Annotated in this window: 16 protein-coding genes, 2 tRNA genes and 1 pseudogene; 18 read left to right on the top strand and 1 reads right to left on the bottom strand. The window is 58.6% G+C overall.

The features are described 5' to 3' along the window. The first annotated feature begins 187 nt into the window (after positions 1-187). The 3 genes from FGQ67_RS01595 (at position 188) to FGQ67_RS01585 (ending at position 3,074) form a co-directional block, all read left to right on the top strand. Positions 188-264, top strand: a tRNA-Arg gene (locus FGQ67_RS01595). 185 nt (positions 265-449) lie between these two features. Then, entirely contained in the window at positions 450-2,891 is a 2,442-nt protein-coding gene (locus FGQ67_RS01590; RefSeq protein ID WP_138339721.1) for a tetratricopeptide repeat protein, read from the top strand. 92 nt (positions 2,892-2,983) lie between these two features. Continuing rightward, positions 2,984-3,074, top strand: a tRNA-Ser gene (locus FGQ67_RS01585). Between the two features lie 322 nt (positions 3,075-3,396). Here FGQ67_RS01585 and FGQ67_RS01580 read toward each other — a convergent pair. Next, complete coding sequence (locus tag FGQ67_RS01580; RefSeq protein ID WP_171025132.1) at positions 3,397-4,737, bottom strand: D-alanyl-D-alanine carboxypeptidase family protein; 1,341 nt, start codon at positions 4,735-4,737, stop codon at positions 3,397-3,399. A 197-nt stretch (positions 4,738-4,934) separates the two neighbouring features. Here FGQ67_RS01580 and FGQ67_RS01575 point away from each other — a divergent pair, with 197 nt between their 5' ends. The 15 genes and pseudogenes from FGQ67_RS01575 to FGQ67_RS10230 all read left to right on the top strand — a co-directional run bounded on the left by FGQ67_RS01575 (position 4,935) and on the right by FGQ67_RS10230 (position 23,302). Further along, complete coding sequence (locus tag FGQ67_RS01575; protein ID WP_022094536.1) at positions 4,935-5,630, top strand: response regulator transcription factor; 696 nt, start codon at positions 4,935-4,937, stop codon at positions 5,628-5,630. A gap of 26 nt (positions 5,631-5,656) precedes the next feature. Continuing rightward, entirely contained in the window at positions 5,657-6,895 is a 1,239-nt protein-coding gene (locus tag FGQ67_RS01570) for a sensor histidine kinase (RefSeq protein ID WP_138339719.1), read from the top strand. Positions 6,896-6,998: 103 nt separating this feature from the next. Continuing rightward, complete coding sequence (gene pstB / locus FGQ67_RS01565) at positions 6,999-7,874, top strand: phosphate ABC transporter ATP-binding protein PstB (protein ID WP_006234803.1); 876 nt, start codon at positions 6,999-7,001, stop codon at positions 7,872-7,874. Between the two features lie 64 nt (positions 7,875-7,938). After that, complete coding sequence (locus tag FGQ67_RS01560) at positions 7,939-8,667, top strand: response regulator transcription factor (RefSeq protein ID WP_089572665.1); 729 nt, start codon at positions 7,939-7,941, stop codon at positions 8,665-8,667. A 3-nt stretch (positions 8,668-8,670) separates the two neighbouring features. Then, positions 8,671-10,095 carry a sensor histidine kinase gene (locus tag FGQ67_RS01555; RefSeq protein WP_138339718.1) on the top strand — a complete coding sequence of 475 codons (1,425 nt, stop codon included), beginning with the start codon at positions 8,671-8,673 and terminating at the stop codon, positions 10,093-10,095. 195 nt (positions 10,096-10,290) lie between these two features. Then, on the top strand, positions 10,291-10,947 hold the full coding sequence (locus tag FGQ67_RS01550; RefSeq protein ID WP_138339717.1) for a YveK family protein: 657 nt from the start codon (positions 10,291-10,293) through the stop codon (positions 10,945-10,947). 2 nt (positions 10,948-10,949) lie between these two features. Then, on the top strand, positions 10,950-11,687 hold the full coding sequence (locus tag FGQ67_RS01545; RefSeq protein ID WP_138339716.1) for a CpsD/CapB family tyrosine-protein kinase: 738 nt from the start codon (positions 10,950-10,952) through the stop codon (positions 11,685-11,687). A 17-nt stretch (positions 11,688-11,704) separates the two neighbouring features. Further along, on the top strand, positions 11,705-12,355 hold the full coding sequence (locus FGQ67_RS01540) for a tyrosine-protein phosphatase (RefSeq protein WP_022094060.1): 651 nt from the start codon (positions 11,705-11,707) through the stop codon (positions 12,353-12,355). A 38-nt stretch (positions 12,356-12,393) separates the two neighbouring features. Continuing rightward, on the top strand, positions 12,394-12,894 hold the full coding sequence (locus FGQ67_RS01535) for a GNAT family N-acetyltransferase (RefSeq protein WP_117637372.1): 501 nt from the start codon (positions 12,394-12,396) through the stop codon (positions 12,892-12,894). Between the two features lie 202 nt (positions 12,895-13,096). Further along, complete coding sequence (htpG, locus tag FGQ67_RS01530; protein ID WP_138339715.1) at positions 13,097-15,121, top strand: molecular chaperone HtpG; 2,025 nt, start codon at positions 13,097-13,099, stop codon at positions 15,119-15,121. Between the two features lie 492 nt (positions 15,122-15,613). After that, positions 15,614-18,379: a YhgE/Pip domain-containing protein gene (locus FGQ67_RS01525; RefSeq protein WP_249934350.1), complete on the top strand. Its 2,766-nt coding sequence runs from the start codon at positions 15,614-15,616 to the stop codon at positions 18,377-18,379. Then, the gene (locus FGQ67_RS01520) at positions 18,380-20,569 is read left to right on the top strand and encodes a YhgE/Pip domain-containing protein (protein WP_138339713.1); all 2,190 of its coding nucleotides are present in this window, start codon (positions 18,380-18,382) and stop codon (positions 20,567-20,569) included. Between the two features lie 333 nt (positions 20,570-20,902). Next, complete coding sequence (locus FGQ67_RS01515) at positions 20,903-21,886, top strand: DMT family transporter (protein ID WP_138339712.1); 984 nt, start codon at positions 20,903-20,905, stop codon at positions 21,884-21,886. Positions 21,887-21,923: 37 nt separating this feature from the next. Beyond that, positions 21,924-22,571 (top strand): annotated as a pseudogene (locus FGQ67_RS10385) (M20 metallopeptidase family protein); the annotation flags it as partial. A gap of 158 nt (positions 22,572-22,729) precedes the next feature. Next, the gene (locus tag FGQ67_RS10230; RefSeq protein ID WP_249934348.1) at positions 22,730-23,302 is read left to right on the top strand and encodes a zinc-binding metallopeptidase family protein; all 573 of its coding nucleotides are present in this window, start codon (positions 22,730-22,732) and stop codon (positions 23,300-23,302) included. Positions 23,303-23,413: the final 111 nt, after the last annotated feature.

Raw genomic sequence — 23,413 nt, 5'->3', positions numbered from 1 at the left:
CGCGGAATCCTATACGCCGCACCAATTGAACTTGAAGCCTCCGGCAACGGGGGCTTTTCTTTTATGGCAACACTGCCTGGATTCGAACCTCGGTCGAGACGCGAGCGTCTTAATCATCACTTCGTAAAATTTTTCCAAATTGTCGCTTGACCCATCGAGGGGTCACGTGCATAATAATCCTTGCGCTGCGGCGTTACCTCAGCTGGATAGAGGGTCTGACTACGAATCAGAACGTCATAGGTTCGAATCCTATACGCCGCACCAATTGATTTTAAAGCCTCCGGTAACGGAGGCTTTTCTTTTATGTCGCCGCTGCATGGATTCGAACCTCGGTCGAGGCGCGAGCGTGAAGCGGACGATTTCCTGTCGACTCGTGTAAGATTCCGAGTAGATGTCGCGACTTATTCGCGACCACTCCTTCTTCAAGCGACCGATCAGGGTGATACTTCGTGGCAGAGCGTCCGACATACAAGCTCAGGTTTCTCGATCCCAAGAAGCGCTTTCCGGCGATGCCCGAGCAGCCTGCGGGACGCTCATATGGCGTGGTCTGGAAACTCTTTGGCGAGGATCAGCTTGAATCTTGTTATGTCGTCGAATTCGTTGGCAAAAGTCATGTGTCGCTTTTGGGCTACGTAAGCGTTTCGGGTGAGGTGTACAAGGTGGACCGCCCCGTCAGCGAGGCTCCGCTGCCCAACGATCCCGACATGGAACTGGTCCTTGACGAGTCGGATTCCAGTATTGGTGAGATTATGGTAAGGGAAGCCAACGGTGCAATGCGCGCGTGTGCGCAAACTGCCGGCTCTCCCGAAGGCCCCATGCGCGAGCAGTCCGACCACGAGACATGGAATTCGACCCGCGCCCTTCCTTACGGCGAGTTCATGGCCTCGATGTTCTTGCGCTACGTGATATTTGCCAACTCCGAAAGCGCTATTGTGAACACGGCGGACGCCGGCGGACTCGACGAGGGTATGCAAAACGTTGTCGACAAGATCAAGCTCGTAAAGTTGCCCGAGCCGGTCGAGGTGTTTTTGGGCTTTAACACGGCACCGCTCCCCGATGCTATCGAGACGCTGCTCTACCGCGTTGACCATGCCGAGAATCCGAGCGGTATCGAGCGCTATGCCGCCGCCCTTATGAGCGAAATTGACTTGCCCCGCCTGCGCACCATCGCTGCCAAGTCCGAGATGAGCCTGGCTCGCATTGATCGCTCAAAGATTTTCTATCTCAATTTTGATCGTAGCCTGTTGGACCAGGACGAGATTGACATGCTGCTTGCCATCGAGTGCCGTCTCAACCGCCTCTCCGGCATCCTTGAGCGCATCGGGGCCGGATTGGTCCCTGCGGCATCCTCGCCGAGCCTTGAGGGCTGCGCGCTCTTTGATGCGTGGCATATCGCCAAGACGACCAACGATGTTCCCCGACTGCTCGATACGGCTTCGAGCGATAACCCGTGGGGCAAGCCGGGTACGGTGGCTTGCCAGCCGGGCGGCGAGTGGGACGTGCGCACCCGTTTTGCGCGAATCGTTGAGGCGCTCAACGTGGTCACGCGGCTCGACTATACCTATCGGGCAAACGTCGCCGAGGGGATTATGCTCGTTCGGTTTGGGCAGTCTGTCGTTGATGCCATGCCGCAACGTGAATACGACGCTCAGGATGACGCCTGGCGCGAGCTGGACGAGGACACGCGCGCGATCTGGGCCGCGGAGCACGATGCGCGCGTGGCACTCACGCTTGCGGCAGCGTGTTTTGCCGCGGGCACCTGCATCACGCGCTGCTATGTGCAGATTGCTGCTCCCGACAGTGAGCAGGGCGAGCGCGTTGTCGCAACGTATTTCTTTGGGCGCGCGGCCTATCTGGCCGATTGCGTGCCTGTCGCCAAGGATCTTGAGAGCATGGACATGGACGATATGCCGTGCAAGCGTGTACTTGAGGCGTATGAGTCAACTGCTCCGGAGACGATTGAACCTGCGGAGGTTCATGCTCGTCCGCGTGATGACCATCGCACGCTTCCGCCGGCGCTGCGCGATTTGCTGCTTGCCGATACGGCTGACGAGTTGGAGGTCATGGAAGAGGACGACGACCCATACGTGGCCCGTGTTGTTGAATTGCGCGAGCAGGCAAAAGTCAACCGTACAGGTGCTTTTGAAGGCTTTTCCCGTCTTGTTGAGGAGTTGGAGGCTAAGTGCGCCGTTGCCGAGCTTTTGGCGACAGGTCCGGTTCAAACGCAGTTTTGCGATAACCAGCTGGTGCGCATGGTGCTACCGGTGTTGGAAGAAGACCGCTCTGTGCGAATCCTTCGTGCGCCCGATGCGCTGTACTTTGCCCAGCACGAGATCTGCAGCTTTTACGTCGAGCAAGAGGACTTTGAACGAGCGCTGCCCGAGGTGCGCCATCTTTACGATCTGGCGCGCTCGTCCATGCAATCGCACTTTGCGCTCATCAACGTTCTTGCGCGTCTGGAGCGCTTTGACGAGATTATCGAGGTGGCGCGCCACGGCCTACGTATTGCCAGCGATCGCTCTGCAATCGGCTACCTGTTCTATCGCCTGGCGTTTGCCTATTGGAATTGCGATCAGCTCGACCTTGCGCTGGCTTGTTACCGTCTGGTGCCACGTGGCGAGGAGTCGGGCAGCAGCGCGCTGGAAGAAATGCAGGGCCTTATGAACGAGATGGGCGTCAGCGAGCCTCCGACGTTCGAGGAAGCGGTCGAGACCATTCGCAAGGCTGGACTCGAGCTGCCGCCAGTGTCCGCCGTGACGAATCAGCTGGCAGATGCCGCTGTTCAACTGGTCGACAACGGCTTCTTTTTCCTGGCACGCGGTTGCATCTTCCAAATGTGGCGCACCATGGGCAACGACGAGCTCGGCTCCCTCAACCGCTCGCTGGGGTAGGCGAAGCTTCCAATGAGGAAAGGATGCTAGGCAATTAGAAAATTTCCTCTTGCCCATCTTAGGCTGTTTGGTTACTATAGAACGGCTGTTACGGAGAGCTGACCGAGAGGCCGAAGGTGCTCGCCTGCTAAGCGAGTATGCCCCAAAAGGGCATCTGGGGTTCGAATCCCCAGCTCTCCGCCAGTACGAATTTGAAGAAGGGTCCCATTTGGGGCCTTTTTTTGTGCGGAGAAAGGAGGCTGGGGATTCGAACCCGAGAGGGCACGGGCGTTAAGCAAACGCGAAAGCGTTTGTAGCCCGTGGGCGAAAAGCCGCCAGGCTTTGAAGCCGGAGGGCATGCGTAGCATGTCCGGACATCCCCAGCTCTCCGCCAGTTTAACTTTAAAGAAGGGTCCCATCGGGGGCCCTTTTTTATTATCGAGAAAGGGCGCTGGGGATTCGAACCCTCAAAAATGAGGCGCCCCGTTGGACGCCTCATTTGGTTCGATGTGATATCGCTCCGGCCCTACGCCTTGGGCGCCTTGGCTACGGTCTCGCTCTCGGCTGTGAGCGGGCGGTTGTCGATGCGGCGGCCCAAGCGATCGAGCTTCACGAGCAGCCACTCGATGGGGTTTGGCCCTGCGCCTTCCTCGTCGGCGACCAGGTCCATGACGGCGATCTTGGTGCTGTCCTGCTTGAGCGTAACGCTGCCCACCTTGTCGCCCACATGCACCGTGCCCGAAAGGTCATCGTAGCTAACCTTTTCGGTCACCTCGCCGGCAAGAGAAAACACGGTCGCTTGCGCCGTAGGATCGGCGAGCGTGGCGTCGATTGTCTTATCCGTCCAGTCGGTTTGACTAATGCGCGCCATAAGCGGGTTGCCGTTGGCGGTCTTTTCTTGCGTGTTGGCGATCGCGACCGTGACCTTGTGACCGTAGTACCAATTGGCAAGGATTGCGGTATCGGTAAAGCGCTGGTCGGTGGTGGTGGAGTTCAAAACGACGGTGTAGATCTCGTCGCCATCGCGGTTGTAGGCACCCGTAAAGCAATAGCCTGCATCGTCGGTGGTGCCAGTCTTGCCACCGATGTTGCCATCTTGGCCCAGCAAATAGTTATGCGTGTCCATGGAATGCGAATGGTCAGTGCCGTCGGCGCCCGTGACCTCGATCCAGGAATCCTCGCTCGCTACGACCTCGCGGATCGTGTCGTTTTTCATGGCCTCCTGCATCATCAGTGCTACGTCGTGTGCGGTTGAGTGCATATCGCCAGCCCACTCATCAAAGTCCAGACCATGCGGGTTTTCAAAAAGCGTACCGGTGCAGCCGAGCTTCTTAGCGCGCTCGTTCATGGCCTTCACAAATGTGGCCTCGGCGTCTTTGGTCTTAGGGTCGATTTTCTTGCCCACATATTCGGCGAGCACGATGGCGGCGTCGTTGCCTGAGGGAATCATCAGGCCGCGCAGCGCCTGCTCCACGGTAAGCTCGTCGCCTTCGAGCAAGCCGGCGGTCGAATTGCCCACGGTGGCTGCGGCGTTGCTCACCGTGACCTTCTCGTCCATCTTGCAATTCTCGACGGTTAGGATTGCGGTCATGACCTTGGTGATCGAGGCAATCTTGACCTGCTCATCGGCGCCGCGGGCATAGTAGACGGTGCCGTCTTTGCCCATGACGAGGGCATTGGTCGCATCGATATCGGGCAGGTTTTCGGCCGTGATGCCGCGCACATCGGCGGTTTTGCCGCAAACATTGTCGCTCGTGAGCACTTGGGCGCCGGCGACGGTGGGCACGCCAGCGGCAAGGGCGATGGCGCAAACAAAGCCGGCGGCAAGCTGGGCTGAGCGCTTTGCAAAAGAGGTGAGGGACTTCACAGATTTCGCTTTCGACGGGATGGTCTCTTCTGGAACTAGAGTATATCGTTTGCTGGCGTCGGCGATCATCGCGTGCGTGCGTGGCCCACATCCGCTCCCGAACGGGCACAAGGGTGCTTAAGGCCGACTTAATCACCCACGCTTGTTGTGTGTGGCGTGCCTCGCCTCGGGCATAATGGAGCGCGAGAGGAGCACGCATGAACGAGCGCATACTGGTAGTTGATGACGAGAAGGCCATCGCCGACTTGGTTGGTATCTACCTTACAAAAGAGGGCTTTGATGTCCAGATTGCCTATAGCGGGGCCGATGCTGCCAAGGCGATTTTGGAGCAGGAGTTCGATCTGGCGCTGCTGGATGTCATGCTGCCCGATATCGATGGATTTGAGCTGCTGCGTACGATCCGTTCCAGCCATACCTATCCTGTGATCATGCTGACGGCGCGCGATGCCCAGCAAGACAAGATCGGGGGCCTTTCGCTTGGCGCGGACGATTACGTGGTTAAGCCGTTCCGTCCGCTGGAGCTCATCGCGCGCGTGCACGCTCAGCTTCGCCGCTACACCAGCTACGGTAGCCGCGCACAGGCGGCCGAATCGCCGACCATTCAGCTCGACGGCTTGGAGATCAACCGCGACGCTCGTTCCGTGACGGTGGACGGTGCGCCGGTACGCCTCACACCCACCGAGTATTCAATCTTGCTGTATCTGGTCGAGCATCGCGGCAGCGTGGTGGCCGTGGAGGACCTGTTCCGCGCGGTGTGGAACGAGGACTTTATGCCCGGCTCCAACAATACGGTGATGGTGCACATTCGCCACTTGCGCGAAAAGATCGGCGACGACGCACAAAAGCCACGCTTTATCAAAAACGTCTGGGGCGTCGGCTACATCATCGAATAACGCTTTTCGCTTGTGAGGATCTTGATATGACAAAAGACGATAGACAAGCGTTCGAGGTGCCCGATCGGCTCTTTGAATACGTGAGGTCGGTCGTCGACAACCGCGCGCTTGCAACGGTGCTGCTCTTTTTGCTGAGCCTGCTGCTGATTGGCATCGACAACATCGTCGGAATCTTGGCGGTGCTGCTTGTCGGCTTTTTGCTGATCGATCGATTTGAGATCGTGTGCCGCTGCGTGGTGATTGGCGGCGCCGCGTGGGCCATGACGTTGGCGATTGGCGCCATGGCGCTCGGCGGCATCGAAGGGCCGGTGTTGTTCGATGCCGGCTTTGTATTCAACATGCTTGGCTTTGTGCTGGCGCTTGCCGTGTGCGTGCTGTTCTTGTGCGGCCGCGCCCTGTACTACCAGGGCTACGAGCAGGGCGAGCAGCATGCCGATTGTGTGCTGGCTGCTCGTATTCAAGATCGCCTGATCGATCACCCCGACACCTGGGACAACATCGACGGCGACTTCTTGGAGGTCGAGGGCGCCCTTAACCGCGTGCGTGACCGAGAGCGCAAGGTGCAGCAAGCTCTGCGTGACGAGTCGCATCGCAAGGACGATCTGGTCACGTACTTGGCACATGACCTACGCACCCCGCTTGCCAGTGTGGTGGGCTATCTTTCGCTGCTGCAAGAGGCTCCCGAGCTGCCGGTTGAGCAACGTGCGCACTTTACGGGCGTGGCGCTCGACAAGGCGCACCGGCTCGATACGCTCATCGAAGAGTTCTTCGATATCACGCGCTTTGACTTCCACGATATCGTGCTCACGCGCGGCTATGTTGATCTGGGGTTGCTGCTGGCTCAGGTGACTGACGAGTTCTATCCCATCCTCAACGAGCAGCATAAGGAAGTCCAAGTTGATATTCGCGAGGACCTGACGGTGCTCGTGGATGGCGACAAAATGGCTCGCGTGTTCAACAACATCATGAAAAACGCTATTGCCTATAGCTATGAGGGCTCGACCATCACGATCGAGGCCAGACGCCGGGACGGCGGTGGCGTGCGCGTGCGCTTTATCAATCAGGGCGATCCCATCCCTGCGGCTAAGCTCAAGGTGATCTTTGAGAAGTTCTATCGCCTGGATGCGGCGCGTGCGACCAATCGCGGCGGCGCTGGACTGGGGCTTGCCATCGCCAAGGAGATCGTATGCGCGCACGGCGGTACCGTTGCATGTGAATCGACGCCCGAACACACGATATTCACCATCGAGCTGCCCGCCGCATAGCCAGCGTGCCCTTACAAACACTTGACAATGCGCTCACGTGCATATGAGCCGCGATTCCTACTATCGATACTGCTGAATTGATATCGATGTGGAGGTATGCGGTATGACGGCTGCTGCGGCTGTGGAGCCCACGGAGCTTGAAGAACTCATGAAAGCGCAGGCCGAGGCCGCGCACGAGCGCGAGGTTGGGGATGCGACTCGCCCCACGGCAGAGGATCTTGCCGCCTCGCCGACGCGAATCGATGTTGAGGGCCTCGACCTGTTCTATGGCGACCACCATGCGCTCAAGGACGTGAATATCAAGATCCGCGACAAGCAGATTACCTCGTTCATCGGGCCTTCGGGCTGCGGAAAGTCCACGTTGCTGCGCTGCTTTAACCGCATGAACGACGGCATCAAGGACTGCCGAATCGAGGGCAAGATTGCGCTCGATGGTCAAGATATCCTGGGCGACTACGACATCTGCCGCCTTCGCCAGCGCGTGGGCATGGTGTTCCAGCGCCCCAACCCGTTTCCCATGAGCATCTACGACAACGTCGCCTATGGGCCGCGCGGTATGGGTGTGCGCGATCGCGTCGTGCTCGACGAGCTGGTCGAAGACTCCCTGCGACGCGCCGCCCTGTGGGACGAGGCCAAGGACAAGCTCAAAGAGTCGGGTCTGGGTCTTTCGGGCGGCCAGCAGCAGCGCCTGTGCATCGCCCGCGCACTTGCCGTGCAGCCCGACATTCTGCTGATGGACGAGCCGACCTCGGCACTCGATCCTGTGTCGACGCTGGTGGTGGAGCAGCTGGCCTGCGAGCTCAAAGAGACCTGCACGCTCGTGGTCGTTACGCACAATATGCAGCAGGCGGCGCGTATCTCCGATTCGGTCGCATTCTTTTTGCTGGGTGAGCTGGTGGAGCACGCGCCCACCGCGCAACTCTTCAAGAATCCGACCGATCCGCGCACGGCGGATTATTTGACGGGACGTTTTGGCTGATACCATCTAGTAAAGGTACCTTTAGGGTTAAGATGCGGTCATGCCGGCCGCAAAGGGGTTCAACATGATCTATTACGTCGAGGACGATGACAACATCAGGGATCTGACGGTCTACGCGCTGCGCAAGCAGGGAATCGAGGCCGAGGGCTTTTCGTGCGATGGCGAGTTTAAGGCCGCCGTGGCGCGACGGGTACCCGATGCTGTCCTGCTCGACATCATGCTGCCCGATACCGATGGTTTGGCGATTATGCGCCGCCTGCGCGCCGACCGCCTGACGGCGACGGTGCCCATCATGATGCTTACCGCCAAGGACACCGAGCTCGACAAGGTGATGGCGCTCGATGGCGGTGCCGACGATTACCTGACTAAACCCTTCTCGCTCATGGAGCTCGCCAGCCGCTGCCGCGCACTGCTGCGTCGCGGCGGCATGGTCAAGCAGGCGAGCGATGTGCTCAGCGTGGGCGACATCGTGCTCTCGCCCAGCCATCGCGAGGTGACCGTTGCCGGCGAGCCGCTTAAGCTCACCCTGCGCGAGTTCGACCTGCTCGAGTACCTCATGCGTAAGCCCGGCGTGGTCTTTACCCGCGAGTCGTTGCTGCAGAGCGTGTGGGGCTGGGACTTCGACGGCGGTTCGCGCACCGTTGACGTGCACGTGCAGACGCTTCGCCAAAAACTGGGCGAGCATGCCAGCGCCATCGAGACCGTGCGCGGCGTGGGCTACCGCTTGGCCGAGCCTTCTGCCGGTGATGGTGCCGAAGGTGACGACACCGCGGCCACCGCATCGGAGGAGTAACCCGTGGTCTTCGCCCCCCATGGAAAACATACGCTGTCGCACCGCGTTTTTGTGACGATCTTTGTCTGCGCCATGGCGGTTATCGTGGCGTTTACGGTGCTGGGTGCGTTCTTTGTGCAAAACACCTTGGCGGATGCCACGAGTGCCAATCTGGCGCAGGAAACCGAGCTCATTGCTGCCGCCCTCGACGAGCAGCAGGAGCCCATCCCGTTCTTGCGTAGCCTCGATCGCGAGGACTTGCGCATCACGCTGATTAACAAGGATGGATCGGTTGCCTACGACAACGAGGCGTCGCCTTCCACATTGCCCAACCACGGCGATCGCCCCGAGGTCATCGAGGCCTTTGAGAATGGTTCGGGTTCCGCGGAGCGCGCAAGCTCTACGCTCGACGAGATTATGCTGTATCGCGCCGTCGCCCTTGATAACGGCCAGGTTGTCCGCTTGGCACAGGCCCAGCCCGGCGTTGCGGCGATTTTGCTGTCGATGGTGGCGCCGATGCTGCTTATCGCGGCAGCGGGTGCGGTACTCTCGTTTTTTATGGCGCGCCGCGAGTCCCGTGCCATCATCGCGCCTTTGCAAGAGGTGGATTTGGACCACCCACGCCGTAGCTATGAGCACGCCTATGCCGAGATGGTCCCCATGCTTGAGCGTATCGAGTCGCAGCGCCAGGAGCTCAAGCGCCAAATGGCGGTGCTAGCGGACAACGACCGTATGCGCCGCGAGTTCACGGCGAATATCACTCATGAGCTCAAGACGCCGCTTACGGCGATTTCGGGCTATGCCGAGCTCATCGCAAACGGCATGGTCGAGGGCGAGGACGACCTGCGCAACTTTGGCGGTCGCATCTATCGTGAGGCGGGCCGCTTGGCAGCGCTCGTCAACGACATCCTTACGCTGTCTAACTTGGACGAGGCCGAGCGTGCAACTGAGGGCGAGACGGTGCCCATTGGGTCCACGGAGCCTATTGAGCTCTCGCGCGCCGTCTATGCGGTTGAGCAGCGTCTTGAACAGGTCGCCCGTCAGGCGAATGTGACGATAAGTCATGAGACCAAGCCTGTGGTCATCGAGGGCGTGTCGCGCTTGATTGACGAGCTCATCTATAATCTGGCAAGCAACGCCATCCGCTACAATCGACCCGGCGGTACGGTTACGCTGCAGTGCGGCACCAACGACGAAGGCCATCCGTTCCTTGCGGTCGCCGACACGGGAATCGGTATCGCGCCTGAAGAACAGGGCAAGGTATTTGAGCGGTTCTATCGCGTGGACAAGAGTAGGTCCAAGGCGCGCGGCGGAACCGGTCTGGGGCTTGCCATTGTCAAGCATGCGGCCCTGTATCATCACGCCACGCTCGATCTGTCGAGCGAGTTGGGCGTGGGAACCACCATTACGGTGACGTTTCCCATACAGCAGGACGAGCCATTCGCATAGCGATACAACATAGGTATTGATGCAGACGCCGCATTTGACTTTCGGGTGCGGCGTTGTTGTGCAATTTTACGATTGCTTCCGACATTTTTACAGGAGAGCCTGTTTCTTATGTATAGAGTTTGGTCTCGGTAAAAAGATGCGATAACATACGGACAGTTTTGTCAATCCGAACTGGGGAAATGAAAGGCAAGCTGCATGACCCTTCTCGAACTGTTCCAGCTGCTGAAGAAGCACCTCAAGCTGGTCATCACCCTTCCGGTGGTCTGCGCGATCGCCATGGGTATCGTGTCCTTCGCCGCGATGGACAACACCTATACCGCGACGACGAGCATGTACATTCTCGCCAAGACCGACGATAGCGGCCAGATGAGCTACAACGATCTCTCGGCGAGCCAGATGCTTTCCAACGATATCGCCACGCTGCTGGATAGCGATAGCGTTAAGAGCGGCGCCGCCAAGGAACTGGGCCTCACCGATCTGGATGACTACAAGGTGTCTGTTTCCTCCGAGACCACCACGCGTGTCATTACGCTTTCGGTTACCGGCACCGATGCCAAGGAGACGGCTGAGGTCGCAAAGGCCATAGCTAGCTCGGTGAGTACGGTCGCTCAGAACGTCGGCGCTGCCCAGAGCATCAACGTTATCGACGAGGCTAAGACCCCCGAAGTCCCCAGCGGCCCCAAGCGCACGCTGTATATTGCCGTCGCGTTCCTCGCCGGTATCTTTATCGCAGTCGCCTATGTCGTTTTGGCAGACATGCTCAATACCCGCATCCGCGGTGCCGAAGAGGCGGAAGAGCTCCTGGGCATTCCCGTTGTTGGCCGAATTCCGGCTATGAAAGGTGGTAAATAGGCATGGCTAAGGCAAAGAACACCGATAAGCTCGTTGTACAGAATGCCGCCAAGACCCTTCTGGCCAACATTCGCTTTGCGAGCGTGGACGACCCCATTCGCACCATCACCGTTACCTCCTCGATTCCCAACGAGGGCAAGTCTACGGTTTCCATTAACCTTGCTCAGGCAATCGCCACGAGTGGCAAGTCCGTGCTCCTGGTTGAGGCCGATATGCGCCGCAGGTCCCTTTCCGATATGCTCGGCGTTCGTTCGCGCGGCGGACTCTATGCGGTTCTTTCCGAGCAGATCTCCATTGACCAGGCAATTGTCGAGACGGGTCAGAAGAACTTCTACTTCCTTGATGCCGAGCCGCATATTCCCAATCCTGCCGACATCATCGTCTCTCACCGCTTTGCCAAGCTGGTAAAGGCACTGTCTGCTAAGTTCCACTACGTCATCTTCGACGCTCCCCCGGTCGGCACCTTCATCGATGCTGCCGAGATTGCCAGCCTGACCGACGGCACGCTGTTCGTGGTGCGCGAGGACTTCACCAAGCGCGAGGAGGCGCTCAACGCTATCGGCCAGCTTAAGAAGTCCGAAAAGGTCAAGCTCATCGGTACCGTCATGAATTACTGTGAGACCGAGACCAGCGAGTACTACTACTCCTACTACACCAAGGACGGTAAGAAGGTGAAGAAGGGCTCCGACGATCAGGGGACTTCCAAAAAGGGCATCTTCACCAACCGAGCAAACGTTTAGTTGATTAAGGCTGACCTATGCGTGACATTCATTGCCATATCTTGCCGGGTGTAGACGACGGCGCCGCCGATCTCGATGAGAGCTTGGCGATGCTCGAGGCTGCCAAGCGGGCCGGTGTAACCAGAATCGTTTGCACTCCTCACTGCCGTGATCCCTATTTTGATTACGACAAGATGTGGGATGCCTTTGAACTGCTGCGTGATAACGCTGACGGTTTTCCGCTCCAGATGGGCTTCGAGGTCAACCATCGAAAGCTCGTTGAGCTTGGTATCGATGCCGCGGAGCACTTGCATTTTGATGGAACCAATGAGTTCCTGCTTGAGCTTTCGACGCATGCCGATGCGTATGCGTTTAGAGAGTACGAGAACACGATTTACGATTTGCAGTGCCGTGGCTACCAGGTGATCATCGCTCATCCTGAGCGCTATCGCGCCGTCCAAAAGGATGTAAGCGTGGCGGAGCGCCTGGTCGATATGGGCTGCAAGCTGCAGGCTTCGGCGGACTTTATTGCCGGCGGTCGCTTTGGTCGCGAGAAAAAGCCGGCACAGCGCCTGTTCGATCAGAACCTGTACAGCTTCATCGCGAGCGATGCCCATAACGTGGGTCATTACGACTGCCTGGCGAAGGCTCGCGCGAAGTTTAGCGTGCGCGGAGCCCATTTTCGCTAAAATCTGTCCCTAACGTTCGCATTGAATGAAAGGGCAGCATGGATATCCAACTTAAGACGGGATGCTTTGATGACGCGGCGTTGGTGCGCCGCGTCGTTTTTATGGATGAGCAGGGCTACGAGAATGAGTTCGACGCTATCGACGAGGATCCGAACTGCATTCATGTGACGCTCTATGTAGACGGCGAGCTTGCCGGTTGCTCGCGCGTGTTTCCCGAAGAGCTTGAGCGCGCGGCTGACGCAGAGGCTCCGGTGTCGCCGGCGTGCGACTTGGACGAAGGTGTCGCGGCGGGGGAGACCTACATTATGGGGCGCGTGGCCGTGCTGCCGAGCATGCGCCGTCGCGGTTTGGCGAGCAAGATTGTCGAGGCCAGTGATACGTGCGCGCGTGATGCCGGCGCCAAGCTCATTAAGCTGCATGCTCAGGAATACGTGCTGCCGCTCTATGCCAAGGCGGGCTACACGCAGATTGCCCCGGTGGACTACGAAGACGAGGGCCAGCCCCATGCTTGGATGGCCAAGCGCGTAGATGGCAGATAGGGACGTTCCTTTCCTGCCGGCAGTTTGGGACACTCCTTGGCAATTGGCGCATCAGAGCGCTCTGACATACAGTTTTTCGATTCCGTATGTATATGTGCGCGCTAATGGGTTATAAAATCTAAGTCTGAACATAGCAGGTCTGCGATGCGGCTCGGGCGACCGGGCCGTTTTTGCGGGCGGGGGTAGCGCGAAAGGACTGCACATGCGTCAATTTAAGACCGAGAGCAAAAAACTGCTCGACCTCATGATCAACTCCATCTACACCAATAAGGAAATCTTCCTGCGCGAGCTTATCTCTAACGCGAGCGACGCCGTCGACAAGCTCAACTTTAAGAGCCTGCAGGACCCGAGCGTCAAGCTCGACCAGGGCGACCTGGCTATTCGCGTCTCCTTTGATAAAGATGCCCGCACCATTACTATCTCGGATAACGGCATTGGCATGACCGCCGAGGAGCTGGAGCGCAATCTGGGCACCATCGCCCATTCCGGCTCCGAGGAGTTTAAGACCGAGAACGCCGAGCAGCAGGGTTCGGATGTCGACATCATTGGCCAGTTTGGCGTGGGCTTCTACTCGGCTTTTATGGTCGCCAGCCACGTGAAGGTCGTGAGCCGCGCCTATGGCGAGGACACCGCTCACGTGTGGGAGTCTGATGGTCTTGAGGGTTACACCATCGAAGATGGCGAGCGCGCCGAGCACGGTACCGATGTCATCCTGACGCTGCGCGAGAACGAGAAGCTCGATGCCGACGGCGAGGCCGAGACCTACGATCGCTTCCTGACCGAGTGGGGCCTCAAGAGCCTGATTCAGCAGTACAGCAACTATGTGCGCTATCCGATTCAGATGATGGTGTCCAAGAGCCGCCAGAAACCCAAGCCCGAGGACGCCGGCGACGATTACAAGCCCGAGTATGAGGACTACCAGGAGCTCGAGACCATCAACTCCATGACGCCGATTTGGAAAAAGCGCAGCTCCGATGTTGAGCAGAAGGACTACGACGAGTTCTACAAGTCTACGTTCCACGACTTTGATAATCCTGCGCGCACCATCAGCTTCCACGCCGAGGGCACGCTCGAGTACGACGCCCTGCTGTTTGTGCCGGGTCGCGCCCCGTTCGATCTGTACAGCAAGGACTACGAGAAGGGTCTGGCGCTCTACAGCTCCAACGTGCTGATTATGGAGAAGTGCGACGACCTGCTGCCCGACTACTACAACTTTGTGCGCGGTGTCGTGGACTCTGCTGACGTGACGCTCAATATTTCGCGTGAGACGCTGCAGCAGAACCGTCAGCTCAAGGCCATCGCCAAGCGCGTGGAAAAGAAGATTACCGCCGACCTTGAGGATATGCGTGACAACGACCGCGAGGCCTACGAGAAGTTCTTTGAGAACTTTGGCCGCGGTCTTAAGTACGGCATCTACTCGAGCTATGGCATGAAGGCCGATGAACTCGCTGACCTGTTGCTGTTCTGGTCTGCCAAGGAACAGAAGATGATTACCCTGGCCGAGTATGCCAAGGGCATGCCCGAGGATCAGAAGGCCATCTACTACGCCGCCGGCGACTCGCGTGAGCGCTTGGCAAAGATGCCCGTGGTAAAGGGCGTGCTCGACCGCGGCTATGACGTGCTGCTGCTGACGCAGGATGTGGATGAGTTCACGTTCCAGGCTATGCGTGAGTACGTTGCCGCCGATATGCCCAAGATTTACGAGGACGACGCTGCCCGCGAGGCTGCCGAGAAGGCTGTGGCCGACGGTGCCGAGCCCGAGGTCGAGGATCGTCATCTGGAGCTCAAGAACGTTGCGACCGGTGATCTTGACCTGGCGACCGAGGACGAGAAGAAGGAGGCCGAGGACGCCACCAAGGAGAACGAGGACCTCTTTAGCGCTATGAAGGAGGCGCTCGGTGACAAGGTCGAGAAAGTTGCCGTCTCCGCGCGCCTGACCGATGCCCCCGCTTGCATCACCACCGAGGGCCCGCTTTCGCTCGAGATGGAGAAGGTGCTCCAGAAGGGACCCGAGGGCGCGCCCGACGGCATGCCCAAGAGCCAGCGCGTGCTCGAGCTCAACGCCAAGCACCCGGTCTTCGACAAGCTTGTCGCTGCCCAGAAGGCAGGTGACGCCGACAAGATCAAGCAGTACTCCGGCTTGCTCTACGATCAGGCCCTGCTGGTCGAGGGCATCCTCCCCGAGGACCCCGTTGCCTTCGCGGCGGCTGTCTGCAACTTGATGTAGTTAGGTAGTTACGCGGTTTTACCAAACCGCGTAACAGCTCGACGCTGCCCTCAGTTCCGCCGTTCTAACGAACGGCGGACCAGTCGACGCTGCGCGGGCGTCAGAGCGACAACTTGTCATTCAAAGAGGACGGCATGACCAGAAGGTCTATGCCGTCCTCTTTTCATGCCAATTTGTTCGCTCTGGCGCCCGCTCGCTGGCATTGCTAAAACATCGATGTTACCGTGGTCCAAACTAGTCGTTGGGGGCGTTCTTGTTTGACCAGTCGTTTAAGAACGTCCCCGATGACTATTTGAATTGCTAATTTGTGCGGGTTGTGGTTTTGTGACCTGCTGAAATTAAAGATACTGTACAACTGTACGTTAATTCGTCTTCGTAGTATATTGCTACCCGCAAAACTCAATACCATTGTGCTCTGAGACGCTAAAGCGCTTACGTACAATGGTTATCGATAGTACGATTCGATTCAACGACAGGATGGATGGTCCAAGCGTGAGTCTCGGCAGCAAACTATCCAATGCAAAGGTCTCCTTTGCGATATTTAAGCGCGACATTAAGCGACTGCTTGTGAACCCCGTCGCCTTGGTGGTTACCCTTGGCGTGTGCGTTATTCCCTCGCTGTATGCCTGGTACAACATCGTGGCCAACTGGGATCCGTACGGAAACACCCAGGGCATCAAGATTGCCATCGCCAACAACGATCGGGGCACCCAAAACGACCTGGTGGGCGAGCTCAACGCGGGCGATCAGGTCGTCGATCAGCTCAAGGAGAACGATCAGCTGGGCTGGACCTTCGTCGATTCTGCGGCCGATGCCAAAGAGGGCGTCGAGAGCGGTGAGTACTATGCGGCCATCGTAGTCCCCAAGAACTTCTCGGATAACCTGGTTTCGATGCTCGACGGCAACTACCATCAGCCCAAGCTTACGTACTACGTCAATGAGAAGAAGAGCGCTATTGCGCCCAAGGTTACCGACACCGGTGCAAACACCATCGAGGAGCAGATCAACTCGGAATTTGTCTCCACGGTGGGCGAGACCGTTGCCAGTATTGCCAAGGATGCCGGAGTCGATTTAAAGGACAAGGCAACCCAGACTCAGGATTCGTTGGCCGGTTCGGTATCAGAGGCTTCCGATACGTTGGGCGAAGTGCGTGATTCGATTGGCGACATGAATGCCGCCATCGATAAGACGAGTGGTTCCATTGCCTCGGCAGATGCGGCACTTGCCGGTCTGCAGGGTCAGGCGCCGTCGCTGACGCAGGCGATCTCCCAGGGCAATGACCTGCTGGGCGAGGCTCGCGCCACGGCGGGCAACTCTGTCGCCTCGCTCTCCAAGGCGCTCTCGGAAGGCAGCCTTGCGCTCACCAAGACGTCAGCCTCTGCGAACGCTGCCATCGGCAAGCTGACGGGCACGGTCACATCTACGACCACCCGTATCGACAACTCGCTCGAGTCTCTCCAAGCGACGATCGACCACAATAAGGCCGTTATCGGGCACTTAGAGATTCTCGCCAATGACACGTCGACAGGTTCCGAGGAAATTGACGCGCGCATTGTATCGACCATCGATTTGCTTCGAGAGCAGAATGAAAAGCTTCAGAGCATCAAGGACGGTCTGTCCGCGCAGTCGAGCGCCATGGCGAATGACGCAGCGGCTGTTTCGGGTGCCAGTGACGCTATCAATAACGCAATTCATACCGGTGCGACCAACCTTGGCCAAGCCCAGACGGACTTGGGCCAAAACGCGCTGCCGAAGGCCTCGAGCGCGCTCGACTCTTTTGCTGCCGTTTCGGGCGACCTGACCGGTATCGTCTCGGGTATGACACCTACACTTGCAAATGCGCGCGGCACGTTGGCGCAGCTTAGCGCTACGCTCGGCCAGGCCAAGACCACGCTGTCCCAGACCGATTCCTCGCTTGCCAAGGTCCAGGACAAGCTTGCAACCGCCGCCAATGACGTCGCGGCGCTGCAGACCTCCGAGTCCATGGGCGAGCTGGCCGATCTGATGGGCGTCGATGTCAATGACGTGGCAGATTTCATGGCGTCTCCGGTTGAGTTGACGTCCAAGTCAATCTATCCGGTCAAGAGCTTTGGCTCGGGCATCGCCCCCTTCTACACTAATCTGGCGCTTTGGGTGGGCGGTTACGTACTCATCGCCATCTACAAGCTCGAGGTCGATCGCGAGGGCATTGGCAGCTTTACGGCGCGCCAGGGCTACTTCGGCCGTTGGATGCTCCTGGTGATCTTGGGCGCGCTCCAAGCCATCATCGTGACGGCGGGCGATCTGGTGATTGGCGTGCAGTGCATCAACCCGCTGCTGTTCGTGCTGGGTGGCATCGCCATCTCGTTTACGTACGTCAACATCATTTATGCGCTATCTACTACGTTTAAGCATATCGGTAAGGCAATCGGCGTCATCCTGGTTATCGTGCAGATTCCCGGTTCGTCGGGCATGTATCCCATCGAGATGATGCCCGGCTTCTTCCAGTGGCTGCACCCGCTGCTGCCCTTTACCTACGGCATCAATCTGCTGCGCGAGACGGTCGGCGGCATGTATTCGTTCAACTACCTGTTTAACCTGTGCATTCTGGGCGTGTTCTTGATCGTGGCGCTCTTTATCGGCCTGCAGCTGCGTCCGCTGCTGCTCAACCTTAACCTGCTCTTTGATAAACAGCTCTCCACGACCGGTATGATGATTTGCGAGTCCAACGACCTGCCGCGCCAGCGCTACTCGCTGCGCACGGCCATGCGCGTCATGCTCGATTCCGATTCGTACCGTCGCGAACTGCTCGATCATGCGGTCGCCTTTGAACATCGCTACCCGTACTACATCAAGGGCGGTTTTGCCGCCGTGGTGGGCGTTCAGGTCCTGCTCTTTGTCCTGTCGACGGTTCTCGATATCGACAATAACGGCAAGATCATCCTGCTTGTCATTTGGATCATCTCGGTTATTGCCATCTGCGGCTGGCTGATCAATATCGAATATATCCGAGCGAGCCTCAATACCCAGATGCGCATCTCGGCGCTTTCGGATGAGGACCTGCGTCGCGAGATGCGCGAACACACGGCCGCCATTCCTGCCGCCCGCCACATGTTTGGCCTCAACGCCAGCGAGCGTGGTGCCAAGGGCGGCGATCAGTCCACGGGCCGCTTGCCGCATATCGGCTCGCACCATAAATCTCAGGGCAGCGACAGCACAGCCACAAATGATGGAGATACCACCGCGCTTGGCAAGCACTCCAAAGGAGGTGAGGCATAAATGAAGAACATCCTGCATCTGTTTAAGCGCGATGTCCAAAACGTGTCTCGCTCCGTGATCGGCTTGGTTGTCGTGATGGGCCTCATTATCGTACCGTGTCTGTACGCGTGGTTTAACATCGCCGGCAGCTGGGATCCGTACGGCAACACCGGCAATCTTAAGATCGCCGTGGTCAACACCGATGAGGGTTACGAGAGCGATTTGATCCCCGTCGAGGTTAACGTGGGCGAAAACGTGACCGCCACCCTACGCGGCAACGAGAGCTTCGATTGGGTTGTGCTCAACAATCGCGAAAAGGCTATCGAGGGCGTTAAGTCGGGCGCTTACTATGCGGCCGTCGTAATCCCCAAGAGCTTTAGCTCCGACATGATGACGCTTTTCTCGACCGACGTGAAACACGCCGATATCGAGTTTTACGAGAACCAGAAGGCCAACGCCATTGCGCAGATCGTGACCGAGAAGGGTTCGAGTGCCGTTCAGAGCCAGGTTAACGAAACTTTTACCGAGACCATTACGAGCATCGGTCTTAAGACGGTGTCCAGCCTGCTCGATTACATGAGCACCGACCAGGTCAGCAACTTTATCGCCAACCTGTCCTCGACGCTTGGCGATTCGATTGAGGACCTGCGAGACGTTCAGGCAAATGCTTCGTCGCTGGCGGGCATTTTGAGCTCCACGTCCGATTCGCTGACGTCGGCGAGCGGCATGCTCAAGCAGACGGGCACGGTCGATGAGTCGACAAAGCAGCTCATGGAACATGCCAAAAGCGGCATCGATGATTCCAAAGAAGCGCTTAAGGCGGCAAACGATGCCATCGATGCCGCAATCGATGGAAGTGCTGGTTCGTTCGACAATGTGTCTGCCGAGCTCGCGAAGGCGTTCGACACCGCAAACCAGCATGTCGACCTTACGGTGTCCCAACTCAACGATGCCGCTGCGGCCCTCAATGCGCGCGCCAAGGATATCGATGCGATGGCCGATCAGCTCCGCAGCCTTGCCGACCAGGTGAGCGATGAGAATTTGAAGGACGGCCTCAAGTCCGCCGCGACGTCGCTGGGCAGAATCGCCGTTGAGTACCGCAACAATGCCAAGGATCTGGCGGCTACCGCGAAGTCTCTCTCCGATAGCATGGCCGAGGTCAACAACTCGCGTGCCGAGGTCGATCAGGCCATCGCTGATGCCAAGGCCGGCATCGCGGGTGCCAAATCCGATTACGATTCCACGTTCTCGGTTAAGGCCAAGGAGCTCAAGAAGACGGTTTCGGGCATTCTGGACTCGCTTGATGGCATCTCGGGCGACCTGGATAGCGCCGTAGGCGGCCTGACCGACGCATCCGGTTCGCTGGCAAAGGGCCTCTCCAAGGCTGCAAAGCTGGTCAACAAGGCTTCTGATCAGCTGGGCGAGGCGTCGGACAAGATCAGCGCGTTTAAGGACGAGCTCGACGGCGCCTTGATGTCGGATGACCTCGCTACGATCAAGACGATGATCGGCAATGATCCCGAGGGTCTGGCCGTGTCGCTTTCCGGCCCCGTCGCGCTCGATCGCAAGCCGGTCTATCCGATTCGCAACTACGGTTCGGCCATGGCACCGTTCTACACGATTCTGTCGCTCTGGGTGGGCTCGATTGTGCTGGCGGCCATGATGAAGGTCTCGGTTGACGATGAGCTTATCAACGAGCTCATCCCCGTGCGCCTGCACGAGATCTACCTGGGCCGCTACCTGTTCTTTGGCGGTCTGGCCCTGCTGCAGGCAACGCTCGTGTGTGCGGGCGACATCCTGTTCTTTGGCATCCAGTGCGACGACCCGCTGCAGTTTGTGCTGGCGGGCTGGGTCGCGAGTCTCGTGTTCTCCAATATCGTCTACACGCTTACGGTTTCGTTTGGCGATATCGGCAAGGCGCTCGCCGTTGTGCTGCTGGTCATGCAGGTCGGCGGTTCGGGCGGCACGTTCCCCATCGAGATGACCGGCCCCGTGTTCCAGGCGATCTATCCGTTCCTGCCGTTCACCCACGGCATCAACGCCATGCATGCCGCCATGGCCGGTGCCTACCATATGGAGTATTGGATTGAGCTAGGCATTCTGGCGAGCTATCTGATTCCGTCACTGGCCCTGGGCGTCGTCTTCCGCCGCCCGGTCATCAAAGCCAACGACTGGATCATCGAAAAGCTGGAATCAACCAAATTAATCTAGTTACGCGGTTTTACCAAACCGCGTAACGGCTCGACGCTGCAAACGGCCCCAAGCGGCAATCTGACGTTCAATTTCAAGGGCGCGACCAGAAGGTCAGCGCCCTTTCATTTCACGTCACCTTGCTCGCTTGGGGCCGTTTTCGCTGACGTTGACGGAACATCGAGGTTATTCAAGTCGGTACTTTAGTGGGCTGGATTGCGATGCAACGCCGGTTGTTGCTACAGTAGCGGGGCGTGCCGGGGGTCCGGTGCGCCCTGCTTTTATTTGACCATGAGGCGGCACGCAGCCATGCGCGTGCGGACACCACGCCCAGATTGAGCGCGAGGATGCCCTATGGCCCAGCATGCCACTGACAATATCGAAATGATGCCCGATAGCCCTGTTGCTCGCGAGGACCTGGGCGCGGGCGGCACCTCCCGCGGCGCCGGCGCTCGCTCGCCGCTGTTCTGGAAAGTCCTGCTGCTTTCGGTGGCAGTCGTCTGGGGCTACTCCTTTACGACCATGAAGGACGCGCTCGACACCATTCCGGTGTTCGAACTGCTCTACGTGCGCTTTCTGCCTGCGGCGTTGGTCATGTTTTTCATCTTCCACAAGCGCATCATCGCGCACCTCAACGCCCGCAACCTTATCGTCGGACTTGGCATGGGCGCACTTATGTGGGCCGCCTACGCCCTGCAGACAGTCGGTCTGGCGCACACCACGGCGGGCAAGAATGCTTTTTTGACGGGCACGTATTGCATCGTTGTGCCGTTCGCGAGCTATTTTCTGAGCGGCGAAAAACTCACCCGCTATAACCTGGGCGCGGCGCTGCTGTGCTTGGCGGGCGTTGGCTTGGTGGCGCTCGATAGCGTTGAATTCAACATCGGTGATGTCATTACGCTGGCGGGTGCGGTCTTTTTCGCCATCCAGATGGCGGTGACTGCCAAGTACGGTCGCAAAATGGACATCAACGTCATCACGTTTTGGATGTTTGTGGGCAACGGCGTGCTGAGCCTGGCAACGTCGCTGCTATTCGAGACCCAAGCGCCTCTGTCCGTGTGGACGCCGAGCTTTATCAGCGCGATGGCGTTTCTCTCGGTTGGTTGCACATGCGCGGCTCTGCTCATCCAAAACGTCGGCCTGGCGCATGTCTCGGCCTCGACGGGCTCACTGCTCCTTTCGATGGAGTCGCCTTCGGGCGTGCTGTTCTCGGTGCTGCTGATGGGGGAGGCGCTCACCTCGCGCCTGCTCGCCGGCTTCGCGCTCATCTTTCTTTCGATTATCTTGAGCGAGACGCATTTCGATTTCTTGCGCCGAAAATCACACCCGCAATTGTAAACAACTTGTTGCGCCGCCCTCCCAGGGCGGCATTTTTATGTCATGCCCTTACAGTTGTACCTTGCACTTTACGCTATCAAAGTGCGTGCTGCAAAAACGTTACTGGAGGGCTTCTATGGCATCAGCTCTGTCCGATTTTCAACCGCAACCAGCGCCTCAGGCTACCACAGCGGCGCAGACCGCTATCGGTGACGGTCTTGTCGCAGAAGCTCGGGCTTTTGCAGACGAGCTCGCTGCGTGGCGACACGATCTACACCAGATGCCTGAGCTCGGTAACAATCTTCCGCAGACGTCTGCCTATATCCAGGCACGTCTGGACGAGATGGACATCCCCCATACCACGCTCGTCGACGGTTCCTGCGTCGTTGGCCTGATCGGTGCCGGTGCGGCCGCGGCCGCTCAGGGCAATGGCACGTGCAAGGACGAGCAGGCCGGAACGGTCGTCATGCTCCGAGGCGATATGGATGCCCTGCCCGTTGTCGAGGAATCCGGCGAGCCCTTTGCATCCACCAATGGCTGCATGCATGCTTGCGGTCACGATATGCACGCGACGGCACTGCTCGGTGCGGCCCGTTTGCTCAAGGCCCGCGAGGCCGAGCTTGTGGAGGCCAACGCCACGGTGAAGTTGCTGTTCCAGCCGGGCGAGGAGACCTTTGAAGGGGCGCGCGCTGCCATCGCCGATGGCCTGCTGCAGAACCCGCGCCCCCAGGCTGCCTTTGCCATGCACGTCAACAGCCAATCGCCGCTCGGCCTGGTGCTCTATGGGAGCCCGGCGCTTTCGGGCGTGTACGGTTTTCGCATCACGCTTCAGGGCAAGGGCGGCCATGGCTCGAGCCCCGAGATTTGCATCGACCCCATCACACGGCCGGCGTCCATGTGCATCTGGCGCTTCAGGAGCTCATCGCTCGCGAAGTGCCGGCGGCCAAGGAGGTCGCACTTACCGTCGGTAAGTTTGCTGGCGGCCTGGCGGCCAACGTCATCCCCGACACCTGCGTGCTCGAGGGAACGCTGCGCGGCTTTGATGTTGAGCTCATGGCTCACCTCAAGACCCGCATCGCCGAGGTCGTTAACGGCGTTGTCGCAACATATCGTACGCCGGCGACCATCGAGACGCTTTCGGATGTTCCGCCGCTTGTACTCGACAGCGATATGACCCAGGCGTCGCTTGGCTACGTGGGCGCAGTGCTGCCCAAGGCGGCTTTCTTGTCGCTTTTCCATGCCATGGCGAGTGAAGACTTCGCGCTTATCTCGAGCGAGATTCCGAGTGCGTACTTTACCGTGGGCGCGGCCGTAACCGACACGGACGAACACTTTGCCCAGCACCATCCCAAGGCACGTTTTAACGATGCCGAGCTTCCCCTCGGTGCCGCGGCCTATACCGCCGTCGCTTTGGGCTATATCGCCGACCACCGGTAGCACCCAACCTTGCTTTTCAAGCCTGCGGGCATGGCCGTAAGGCCTATGCCCTTGTCTTTCAAGGCAATCTTGGGCACTACCGGCGCCCGGCGCAGGCTATTCGTTTGTCTA

It is taken from the genome of Collinsella aerofaciens (assembly GCF_005845035.1).
Classification (GTDB): Bacteria; Actinomycetota; Coriobacteriia; order Coriobacteriales; family Coriobacteriaceae; genus Collinsella; species Collinsella aerofaciens_I.
The sequence above is the reverse complement of the archived record's forward strand: the minus strand, read 5'-3'. Positions and strand labels throughout refer to the sequence as shown.